An 11,043-nucleotide genomic window follows, 5' to 3' on the forward strand; every position below is an offset into this window, starting at 1 on the left:
CCACGCGGCAAGTCCCACGCCGCGATCGTGAGTCCAGCTCCCACCCATGTGGCCCACGTCCGGCACTGCCGCCGGCGCGTCCGGTGTGCGTCCCGCCGCGCCAGGTCCGTGCCATGCCTCACCTCACCAGGCCGACCTCCACCAGGTCCGCCGGAACCATCGGCTCGTCCAGCAGCCTCCGATACCGGTCGGCCACCGACTGCCCCTCCGGCCGCGCCCCGATCCACGCGCGCACCCGCCGTGATCCCTCGATGTAGGTGGTGGTGTACGCCCGCCACAGCGGGTCCGTCAGGAACCGGACCGCGTGCGACGCCCGCTGCTCGTCCACGAGCATCCAGCGCCGCAGGTAGGCCACCACGTCGTCGGGGCTCGCCCCGCGGTCGTGCAGCAGGATCGCGGCGTCCTGCCGGGCCGCCATCAGCAGCACGGTCCGGTTCAGCATGAGCTCCGACAGCTCGCCGTCCAGCACGAGTCCGAGGTCCGCGAGCAGGTCCTGCGTCCAGCGGCCCCACCCCTGCCCGAGCACGGCGGGCAGTGCCGCCTCGGCGAGTCCTTCCGCCATCAGGCACTGCGGTGTGTTGACCAGGGCGATGGTCTGCTCGGCGTGGCCCTGCTCGCCGACCAGCAGCCGTTCCTTGCGGCTGTGCTCGGTGTGGTGGCCGGGGTAGGCCTCGTGCGTCACGAGCAGCGGGAGTGCGGCCATGCGGTGCCGCACGTCCGCGTTGAGCGCGATGGAGGAGCGGAAACCGCCGTGGTAGCGGTTGAAGGCGTTCCACGGGCGGTCGGTGACGGCCTCGTACTCGACCGACTCGCCGTCCGGCAGGTCGTACAGCGCGTGGGCGCGGGTGCGGAGCTCGTCGGAGATCGCCCGCGTCGCGCGCACCAGGTCGCCGGGCGGGACGCGGTCGTGCTCCTGGAACGCGTTGACCCGCTCGGGCAGCGGTGCGGAGCCGGGCAGGAGCGCCGCTATCTCGTCGTGGATCGCGGCGTAGACGTCGGTGTCGGTCAGCTCGATCTCCACGTCGAAGTAGCGGTGGATCTCCTCCAGGAACGGCACCTCGGTGCCGGCGAGGCGGTCCGCCGCGCACGCGAGCGCGCCGAGCTGGCCGTCGAGGAAGCGCCGCCGTGCCGGGGAGAGGTCCGCCGAGCCGAGCTCCGCGCGCAGGGACCGTGCCGTCGCGGCGAGCGTGGCGGGGTCGGCGGGCGGCTCGTCGTCCACCTGCCGGCTCAGGGCCGGGTCGCCGAACCAGCTGTCCACGAAGCCGTCCACCAGGCGGCCGAGCCGCAGTCCGAGCACCAGGTAGTCGCGTACCAGCGGTTCGGTCATGGTTCCTCCAATTCGCTATCTGATAGTAAAGTAGCGAAGATGGGATACGGGAGGAAGCACGCCGAGCTGTACGACGTCGTGTTCGCGGACCGGGGCAAGGACTGGGCGGCGGAGGCGAGTTCGGTGGCCGAGCAGGTGCGCCGGCGCAACCCCGGGGCGTCGTCCCTGCTCGACGTCGCATGTGGCACCGGTATGCACCTCGCGGCGTTCGCCGGGCACTTCGCGCACGTGGAGGGCGTCGAGCCCGCCGCGGACATGGCGGAGCTGGCCGAGAAGCGCGTGCCGGGTCTCGTCGTGCACCGGCAGGACATGCGCGAACTGGCCGCCGGACGCCAGTTCGACGTCGTCACCTGCATGTTCTTCGCCGTCACCTACATGCCGACACCGGACGACCTCGCGGTGGCGGTCGGGGCGATGGCGGCCCACCTCGCACCCGGAGGCGTCCTCGTCGTGGAGCCCTGGTGGTTCGAGGACCGGTTCCTGGACGGCTACGTGGGCGGCCACCTGGTCAAGGAGGACGGTCGCGTCATCTCCCGGGTCACCCACTCGGTGCGCGAGGGCGACCGCGTCCGGCTGACGATCCGGTTCGTCGTCGCCGACGCGGACGGCATCGACGAGTTCACCGAGGTCGAGGTCGTCTCGCTGTTCACCGAGGCCGACTACCGGCGTGCGTTCGATCTTGCGGGGGTGACGGCCGAGCACCTGCCGCAGTGGGGCGCCGGAACCGGGCTGTTCGTGGCGCAGCGCCCAAGGTAACTTGAAAAACAAGTTGCTTTCCGGACGTGAGGAGACGCGGTGAGCACCAGCGCCATCCCCGGCACGGTGACCAGCACCCTGACCAGCACCCTGACCTTCCTCGGCCCCGGTGACCCCGACCACCTCGAGCCGGACAGCGCCTACCACCTCCGGCCCGGCCAGGTGCTGCGCGTCGTGTCGCGCACGTTGTTCGCCGTGCCGGTCGTCGAGGACGTGGCCGATCCCGACCAGGTGTTCGTGCCCGTGGCCGACGTGGCGGAATCCCTGCCCACGCAGGACAACGGCGGCCTCACCGCCGACCTGCTCACGTGCGTGGTCCGCCTGCGCCGCGGTGTCCGCTGGGACACCGAACCACCCCGCGAGGTGACCGCCCACGACTTCGTGCGCGGGCTGCGACGCATGACCGACCCCGCGCACGCCGGCGACGTGGCCGGCTTCTTCACCGACACCGTGCGCGAGGTACGCGCCGAGGACGACCACACGCTCGTGTTCCACCTGCACAGCCCGGCCAACGACCTGGTGAACCTGCTGGCCACCGGCTACGCCACGGCTCTGCCCGAACCACACGAGGGCAGGCGCGCGAACGGTCCGTACCGCGTCATGGCCGACACCGACGACGAACTGGTGCTGGAACGCAACCCGGTGTGGAACCGGTCCGCCGATCCGGTCCGCCGGGCCGAGGCGGACCGGATCGTGGTGCGCCGCCACGGCGCCGCGGCCGACTGCGACCCGGCGTGGCAGTTCGGCATCGCGTCGTGGGGCAGCGCCCCGGCCCCACCGTGCCCCGGCTACACCCTCAACCCGTACCTGGCGCTGAACCTGCGCAGCCCCAACGCGAACGGCGCGCTCGCCGACCTGCGGGTGCGCCAGGCGATCGGCTACGCCGTGGACAAGATCGCGGTCCGCGACATCTTCGCCGCCCTGCCCGGCGTGACGGCCGTGCCCGCGCACTCGATGGTGCCACCGGGCGCTCTCGGCTACTCGAAGTACAACCCGTACCCGACCACCGGTGACCGCGGCAGTCCGGAGAAGGCGCGCGCCCTCCTCGTCGCCGCCGGCTTCCCGTCCGGTCTGAGCCTCGTGATGGCCGTGCGCGACATCGAACTGCACCGGACCGTGTTCCGCGCGGTGGAGGAGGCCCTGGGCCGCGCGGGAATCGTCCTGGTGCCGAAAGTGGTGTCCAGCGAGGAGTTCTACGGCGGCCTGATGTTCGACCGGGCCGCCGGCGAAGCAGGTGCGTGGGACCTCGCCGCCCCCGGCTGGACCCCGGACTGGCACGGCAACAACAACCGCTCGGTGATGGCGCAGGTGGTGCGCGGCATCGGCAACTACGGCGGGTACGACAACCCCAGGATGGACATCCTGGTGGAACGCGCGCTCGGCGCGGTGAGCCTGCCACGGGCCGCGTTGCTCTGGCACCAGGCGAACATCATGGCGATGACCGACCTGCCGGTGATCCCGGTCGTGGCCATGGCCTGCCGTTGCTGCGCCGCACGGACGGGTGCTTCGGGACGCTGGCCCGAACAGGTGTGAGGCGCGCGGGAACGTCGAGCCGGCACACCGTCATCACGGAGTCCGTTGCGTGCGTCGCGGGCGAGGTGGAGGTTGCCGGTCAAGCGTTCGTGCTCGACGCGAGCGCGGTCATCGTTGCGCGACAGGGGAGTCAGCCCTTCGGGTTCCGCTCGGAGGTGCGGACCTGCCCTGGCTGCGGAGGTCTGCCGATCGGTCGAGGTGGAGAACTTCGCTCCACCGTTGGGGGTATGGATGCGGGTACGGGTACTGGGTGAGTTCGACGCTGTGCTGAACGCGAAGTCGGTCGTGCCGACCGCGACGAAGCCGCGACAGGTGTTCGCCCTGCTGGCGCTGCACGTCAGACGGATCGTGTCGGTGCCGATGCTGATCGACGAGCTGTGGGGAGACCGGCCACCGCTGAGCGCGCGGACCACGCTGCAGACCTACATCCTGCGGGTGCGCAGGCACATCGAAGCCGCCCTGCCGCCCTCCGAACGCGCGAGGGCCAAGGAGATCCTGTCGACCAGGTTCGACGGGTACGTGCTGAACATCGAACCGGACGACGTCGACGCGTGCGGTTACGAACGGCTGGTGAAACTCGGCAACCAGGCGTTCCGCAGCGGCGACCACGACACGGCGTCCCGGCTGCTGGGGGTGGCGCTCGAGAAGTGGCAGGGCCGGCCCCTGACCGGCGTGCGCACCGGGATGCGGCTGGGCATCGAGGTGGCTCGCCTGGAGGAAAGCCGGCTCACCGCGCTGGAGAGCCGGATCGGCGCGGACATCCAGCTCGGCCGCCACCAGGCCGTGCTGGGCGAGTTGACCTCGCTCACGGCGGAGCACCCCATGCACGAGAACCTGTTCGCCTACTACATGGTCGCGTTGTACCGGTCCGGCAGGCAATGGCAGGCCCTCGAGGCGTTCAAGGTCCTGCGCGGCAACCTCGACGACGAACTCGGGGTGGTGCCGTCCGACCGGCTGCAGAAGCTGCACCAAGCGGTCCTGCGGTCCGAACTCGACCTCGAATCGTCGATCCGCCGGCAATGGCAGCCGCCGGTGCCGACGGCGGTGCACGACCCGCTCGTTCCGGGGCTCCCGGCCGAGGCGCTGGTGGAGATCGCCCGCCATGACGAGTTGGTGAACCGCCACAGCAGGGTGATCAACTCACCGGCGGGGGACGGGCGTGCCGTGTGGTTGAGGTGAGAGCGGCGACGGCGACCCGCGCGTGATCGCGGCCGAGGCCGGCGTCAGAGCGTCAGCACGGTCTCCCGGACCGCGGAGATCACCTTGTCCTGGAGGTCGACCGGCAGCGACGGGTACATCGGCAGGGAGAAGATCTCCTTCGCGATCCGCTCGGTGACCGGCAGGGACCCTTCGGCGTAGCCCAGGTGCGCGAAGCCGGTCATGGTGTGCACCGGCCACGGGTAGCTGATGTTCAGTGAGATGTCGTAGCGCTTCATCGCCTCGATGATCCGGTCGCGCTCCGGGTGGCGGACCACGTAGACGTAGTAGACGTGGTCGTTGCCCGGGTTCGCCGACGGCAGGACCAGGCCGTGCCCGGCGAGGTCGCCGAGACCGTCCCGGTAGCGCTCGGCCACGGCCCGGCGGGCGGCGACGTAGCCGCCGAGCCGGGTCAGCTTGCGGCGCAGGATCTCGGCCTGCACCTCGTCCAGGCGGCTGTTGTGCGCCGGGGTCCGCACGACGTAGTAGGTCTTCTCCATGCCGTAGTACCGCAGCCGCCGGACGGCGGCGTCGACCTCGGCATCGCGGGTGACCACGGCCCCGCCGTCCCCGTAGGCGCCGAGGACCTTGGTGGGGTAGAAGGAGAACGCCGCCGCGTCGCCCGCGGTGCCGACCAGCTCGCCGTGGTGGCGCGCGCCGTGCGCCTGCGCGCAGTCTTCCAGGATCACCAGGTCGTGCAGGTCCGCCAGCTCCCGCAGCGGCGCCATGTCGACGCTCTGGCCGTACAGGTGAACGGGCAGCAGCGCCTTGGTGCGGCCGGTGATCGCGGCGGCCACCTGGCTCGTGTCCATCAGGTAGTCGTGTTCGCGGACGTCCACGAACACGGGCACGGCGCCGACCGCGTCGATGGCGACCACGGTGGGCGCCGCCGTGTTGGACACCGTGATCACCTCGTCACCGGGGCCGACGCCCAGTGCGCGCAGGCCCAGCACCAGCGCGTTGGTCCCGTTGTCCACGCCCGCGCAGTGGGACAGGCCGTGGTAGGCGGCGAACTCCTGCTCGAAACCGCGCACGCTCGGGCCGAGCACGAGCGTTCCGGACCGGAACACCGTGTCGACCGCGTCGAGCAGGTCCTCCCGCTCCAGCTCGTACTCGGGCAGGTAGTCCCACACGTGGTTCGTCATGTCACGGCACTCCGTTCCGGTTCGTCGTGTGCTCGCCGGACGAAGTCGGCCCAGAACGCGGCCACCGACTCCGCCGGCGTCCGCTGCGGCCGCCAGCCGAGCAGCCGCTCGGCCGGGCCGATGTCCACCCGCAACCAGTCCTCCGTGGAGTGCCGGGCACCCGTGCTCGGCCGCTCCACCACCACCGCGGGCGTCCGGCTGTGCGTGATCAGCAGTTCGACCAGGGTGCGCACCGGCACCGTCTCGCCGCGCCCGATGGGCACGAGCTCACCGGACACCGTCGAGGTCACCGCCGCGGTCACCGCGACCGCGACGTCCCGGACGTCCACGTAGTCGCGGTGCGCCTGGAGCGGATCCAGTTCGATCTCCGCGGGCCCGGTGCCGCCTGCCGCCAGCAGTCGTTCGGCGACCCGGCCGAGCAGGCTGACCGCGGGACTGCCCGGACCGGCGACGTTCGCGATGCGCAGCACCATCCCCTCGAACCGGCCCGCGCGTATCTCGGCCAGCACGGCCTGCGTGGCGTGGAGCTTCGCCCGGCCGTAGGCGCTGCCGGGCCGTTCGGCGGTGTCGGTGCCGCTGGTGCCCACCCGCACCGGCCCGTACTCCAGCACCGACCCGAGGTGGATCAGCCGCGGGCGGGTGCCGAGCAGGACCAGGGCGTCCAGCAGCCGCTGGGTCGGCACGACGGCGCCGTCCCACATCTGCTCGTCGTTGCGGCGCCCCCAGATGCTGCCGGTCGCGTTGACCACCACCCGAGGACCGATCGCGGCGAGCTCCCCGGCGAGTTCCCCGGCGGACACGCGGGTCAGGTCCATCGCGAGGAACCGCCCGGCGAGCGCCCGGTCCGGTGGCCGGCGGGCGACCGCGACCACGTCGAAACCCGTTTCGGCCAGCCTGGCGCACACGTGGAGGCCGACGAACCCCGTACCTCCCAGGACGACGACGCTGCCTCTCGCGGACATGCTGCCCTTCCTCCGCTGTGACTGCGCTGCCTCGGACCGGCGCTCCGCTCGCGAGCATGTCGGGTGGCGGTTGATCCTCGCTTGACGACGCGGGTCCACCCATCTTCAAAGGCGAAGACCGCACGGGCGGGTAGGAAGCGGCCGACAGCGCCAACGCGGCAAGGAGGCGGCATGTACGGCGGCGAGTCGGCGAAGATCTACCACGCGCAGCACACCGCGCGCGGCAAGGACTACCGGGCGGAGGCCGAGGTGGTCGCCGGGGAGATCCGCAAGCGGTGCCCCGAAGCCGGGTCGGTGCTGGACGTGGCCTGCGGCACCGGCGGGCACCTCGGAGCCTTCCAGGACCTGATCGGCCACGTGGAGGGCGTCGACCTCTCGGAGCCGATGCTGGCGATCGCGCGCGCCGGACACCCGGACGTCCCGCTGCACCTCGGTGACATGCGGTCGTTCGACCTGGGCCGCACCTTCGACGCGGTGACGTGCCTGTTCGCCTCGATCGGGTACGTGGCCTCGGAGGCCGAGTTGCACCAGGCCGTCCGCTGCCTCGCCGGGCACGTCGTACCCGGCGGAGTGGTGGTGGTCGAGCCGTGGTGGTTCCCGGAGACCTACCTCGACCGGTGGGTCTCCGGTGACGTCGTCGAGCACGAGGGCACCACCATCGCCCGCGTCGCGCACACCGTGCGGGAGGGCGACGCGTCGGTGATGGACGTGCACTACTTGCTGGCCTCGGCGGCGTCCGGCGTCCGGCACGTGCACGAGGTCCACCGCGCCATGTTGTTCACCGCGGCCCAGTACGAGGCGGCCTTCCGCGAGGCCGGCCTCGAACCGGAGCACGTGCCCGGTGTGCAGTCCGGCCGCGGCCTGTTCGTCGGCGTCACCCCGCCGTCCAGCGCGAGTGCAGCCGAGTTCAAGTCCGGCCACCCAGGATCGGGAACGGCGAAGAACCAGACATGCCTGGGGGAACGCTCGTGAGCAACCAATCCCGGTCGGTGGTGTCCTCGGCGGTGGCCGACGGAACCGCGCCGCGGCAGATCGCACGGTCGGTGCTGGCGAAGTCCGGACTCGTCGCCGACGTCGAGCAGTTCCACGGATGGGTCGCCGCGCAGCGGTCGACCATGGAGGTCCGGCAGATCCCGCTGGACTCGTTGCAGGGCTGGCGCACCGACCCGGACACCGGCAACCTCGCGCACCACTCCGGCAAGTTCTACACCGTCGAGGGGCTGGACGTGCGGGTCGGCGGCGCCCCGGTCGAGCACTGGCAGCAGCCGATCGTCAACCAGCCGGAGGTGGGCATCCTCGGCATCCTGGTCAAGAAGTTCGACGGGGTGCTGCACCTGCTCGCGCAGGCCAAGATCGAGCCGGGCAACCGCAACGGCATCCAGCTCTCCCCGACCGTCCAGGCCACCCGCAGCAACTACACGCGGGTCCACCAGGGCCTGCCGGTGCCGTACCTGGACTACTTCCGCGACACGTCCCGGCACCGCGTGCTCGCCGACGTCCGGCAGTCCGAGCAGGGCGCCTGGTTCCACCGCAAGCGCAACCGGAACATGATCGTGGAGGTGGACGAGGACGTCGAGGCGGTCGACTCCTTCTGCTGGCTGACCCTCGGTCAGGTGCACGAACTGCTCGCCTTGGACGACCTGGTGAACATGGACGCCCGCACGGTCCTGTCCTGCATGCCGTTCGCGGGCGCGGACCTGTTGCCCGCGTTCGGCCCTGACCTGGTCGGGTTCACCTCGTCCCTCATCCGGTCCTACGACATCGGCGCCGAGGCCCTGCACAGCATGGGCGAGGTGCTGGGCTGGATCACCGACGTGCGCACCCGCCACGACGTCGTGGCCGAACGGATGCCGCTCGCCCAGGTGGCGGACTGGCACCGCGACGAGCACCGGATCTCCCACCGCACCGGGCTGTTCTTCGACGTCATCGGCGTCGGGGTGACCGCGGCCGGCCGGGAGGTGCGGTCCTGGTCGCAGCCGATGATCCGGCCGACCGACGACGGCGTGGTGGCCTTCCTGGCCAAACAGGTCGACGGCGTCCTGCACCTGCTGGCGCACGCGCGGGCCGAACCGGGGTACGTCGACGTGATCGAGCTGGCGCCGACGGTGCAGTGCAACCCGTCGAACTACGCGGCGCTGCCCGCCCACGCACGTCCGCACTACCTCGACGAGGTGCTGTCGGCAGGACCGGACCGCATCCGGTTCGACGCGGTGCACTCCGAGGAGGGCGGCCGGTTCTTCCACGCCCGCAACCGGTACGCGGTGATCGAGGTCGACCCCGGGTTCGCCCCCGACCCGCCCACCGGCGACTACCGCTGGCTCACCCTCGCGCAGCTGGTGGAGCTGCTGCGGCACAGCAACTACGTCAACGTGCAGGCCCGCAGCCTGGTCGCCTGCCTGCACGGCCTGTCCGGTCGATCCGACACGACGAGGGGAACCGCATGGCCCACGCCGTCCCGTCCGTGACCAGGTTCGTCGTTCACGGCGAACCCGTCGATTCCGCGGGCGCCCGGCTCGCCCGGCGGTCGATCTCCGCGCACGGCCCGGCGCGGGCTCAGGACGACACCCGCGTCCCGGAGAGCGGGTGGGTGGTGGCCGTTCCGATGCTGTTCCTCCCACCCCTGACGAGCGAGGTCTGGTCGTCCGGCACGCTCAGACCTCCTGCCCGGTGGTTCACCTGTGCCGGACCAAGGTCCCACCAGGCGCTCGAGAACCGGTCGAGCGGGCTGGACCTTCCCGTCACCCGGCCAGTTCCTCCAGTTGGGGCACCAGGTCGTGCGGGGTAGGCGCGGCCAGGCACTCCTTCCTGAGGCCGGCGGCGTTTGCCGCGACGGCGGGATCGAGTGCCTCGGCGACGGCGTCCTGGACGGATCGGGGCGTGAGCGTGCCGGCGGGGACCAGGCGGCCCGCGTCGAGGGAGTGGAAGTGCTCCGCCTTGTGCACCTCGTCCCACACCGGGCCGGGGACGATGATCTGCGGGACACCGTGCACCACGGCGTTCATCGTGGTGCCGGTGCCGCCGTGGTGGACGATCGCCGCGCACGTCGGCAGCAGTTCGTTGAGGGGCACGAAGTCCACCAGCCGGACGTTGTCCGGCAGGCGGGTGCCGGTCGCGAGCTGGTCGGCGTTGAGGGTGGCGACGACCTCGACGCCGAGGTCCGCGATCGAGCGGAGGACCTCTTCGGCGGGCACGGGGGTGCCGAGCACCTGCTCGACCGACCTGCCGTCGTGCGACGTCAGCCGCCGGGAGATGCCGAGGGTGACGCAGACGCGCGGACGGGTGGGCGGCGTGCCCAGCCAGGGTTCCACCACCGCCGGACCGTTGTACGGGACGAACTGCATCGAACGGTAGTCCAAATCGACCGGATAGCGCATCGACGCCGGCATCGGGTCGATGGTGATGTGCCCGAGCGAGACGTCCTCGGAGAAATCCCGGCCGTGTGGTTCGAGTTTCTTGCCGAGCCAGTCGGCCACGGGATCCGTGGCCGAACCGGTGCGTTTCCGCGCGTCGAGGAAAATCGCCCGCATTCGAGCCCAGTGGTCCAGTGCCCACAACACCCGTGCGCTCGGCACGCCGATGATCTTGGCGAGTGCGCCGCCCGCGAAGGTGAACGCGTCCCACACCACGACATCCGGTTTCCACCATTCGGCGAACCGGACCAGCGAGTCGAGGACCGTCTGGTCCGACATGGTCTCGATGGAGAGCGGCCCGTGCAGGTATTCGTCGTACATGCCGAGCAGGTAATCCCAGGTCAGTGCGGATTCGCGCATCTCTCCCATGTGGTAGCCCGATTCCAGGAGCTGCCGGCCGGGCGGCACGTCGCGGAACCGTTGGGCGAAGTCGAGCGGCTCACCCGCGGCGACGGCGGTCAGGCCGGTCGCCCGGATCGTCTCGGTCAGGTCGGGCTGACTGGCGACGCACACCTCGTGGCCGGCCGCGCGGAGCGCCCACCCCAGCGGAACCAGGTTCTGCAGGTGCGTCGGTGACGCGGTGACGGTGAAAAGTACGCGCATCAATACCTCCCGATAAACCAGAATAGCGCCGAATGTAGACGCGGAACATCGGCGCGGCAAGGGTCCGTTCGAACAATTCACGCGAGGTGCGCGCTCGGGTGTCGGTTCAT

The 11,043-nt window shown here is 71.1% G+C and carries 9 protein-coding genes; 5 read left to right on the top strand and 4 right to left on the bottom strand.

The window, feature by feature from the left end; translation table 11 throughout:
* Positions 1-118: 118 nt before the first annotated feature.
* Complete coding sequence (locus QSK25_RS17260) at positions 119-1,327, bottom strand: DUF885 domain-containing protein (protein ID WP_285639466.1); 1,209 nt, start codon at positions 1,325-1,327, stop codon at positions 119-121.
* A 39-nt stretch (positions 1,328-1,366) separates the two neighbouring features.
* Here QSK25_RS17260 and QSK25_RS17265 point away from each other — a divergent pair, with 39 nt between their 5' ends.
* From QSK25_RS17265 to QSK25_RS17275, 3 genes are all read left to right on the top strand, one after another.
* Positions 1,367-2,083 carry a class I SAM-dependent methyltransferase gene (locus QSK25_RS17265; RefSeq protein WP_285639468.1) on the top strand — a complete coding sequence of 239 codons (717 nt, stop codon included), beginning with the start codon at positions 1,367-1,369 and terminating at the stop codon, positions 2,081-2,083.
* 39 nt (positions 2,084-2,122) lie between these two features.
* Positions 2,123-3,616 carry an ABC transporter substrate-binding protein gene (locus QSK25_RS17270; RefSeq protein WP_285639469.1) on the top strand — a complete coding sequence of 498 codons (1,494 nt, stop codon included), beginning with the start codon at positions 2,123-2,125 and terminating at the stop codon, positions 3,614-3,616.
* A 231-nt stretch (positions 3,617-3,847) separates the two neighbouring features.
* Positions 3,848-4,795, top strand: coding sequence for an AfsR/SARP family transcriptional regulator (locus QSK25_RS17275; RefSeq protein ID WP_285639470.1), 948 nt, complete (start codon positions 3,848-3,850; stop codon positions 4,793-4,795).
* Positions 4,796-4,839: 44 nt separating this feature from the next.
* On the opposite strand, the gene QSK25_RS17280 is transcribed toward QSK25_RS17275, so the two are convergent.
* Positions 4,840-5,958 (bottom strand): DegT/DnrJ/EryC1/StrS family aminotransferase, encoded by a 1,119-nt coding sequence (locus QSK25_RS17280; RefSeq protein WP_285639471.1) that lies wholly within the window; start codon positions 5,956-5,958, stop codon positions 4,840-4,842.
* Positions 5,955-6,920 (bottom strand): NAD-dependent epimerase/dehydratase family protein, encoded by a 966-nt coding sequence (locus tag QSK25_RS17285; protein ID WP_285639473.1) that lies wholly within the window; start codon positions 6,918-6,920, stop codon positions 5,955-5,957. The genes QSK25_RS17280 and QSK25_RS17285 overlap by 4 nt, the downstream gene beginning before the upstream one ends.
* A 171-nt stretch (positions 6,921-7,091) precedes the next feature.
* Here QSK25_RS17285 and QSK25_RS17290 point away from each other — a divergent pair, with 171 nt between their 5' ends.
* Both QSK25_RS17290 and QSK25_RS17295 read left to right on the top strand, forming a co-directional pair.
* Positions 7,092-7,892: a class I SAM-dependent DNA methyltransferase gene (locus tag QSK25_RS17290; RefSeq protein ID WP_285639474.1), complete on the top strand. Its 801-nt coding sequence runs from the start codon at positions 7,092-7,094 to the stop codon at positions 7,890-7,892.
* A complete protein-coding gene (locus QSK25_RS17295) occupies positions 7,889-9,385 on the top strand; it encodes an NDP-hexose 2,3-dehydratase family protein (protein ID WP_285639476.1) in 1,497 nt (498 codons plus the stop codon). Before QSK25_RS17290 ends, QSK25_RS17295 begins: the two co-directional genes overlap by 4 nt.
* 273 nt (positions 9,386-9,658) lie before the next feature.
* Here the strand turns inward: QSK25_RS17295 and QSK25_RS17300 are convergent, their stop codons facing one another.
* Positions 9,659-10,933, bottom strand: coding sequence for an activator-dependent family glycosyltransferase (locus tag QSK25_RS17300; protein ID WP_285639478.1), 1,275 nt, complete (start codon positions 10,931-10,933; stop codon positions 9,659-9,661).
* Positions 10,934-11,043 lie beyond the last annotated feature (110 nt).

This window comes from Lentzea sp. NBRC 102530 (genome assembly GCF_030269365.1).
Classification (GTDB): domain Bacteria; phylum Actinomycetota; class Actinomycetes; order Mycobacteriales; family Pseudonocardiaceae; genus Lentzea.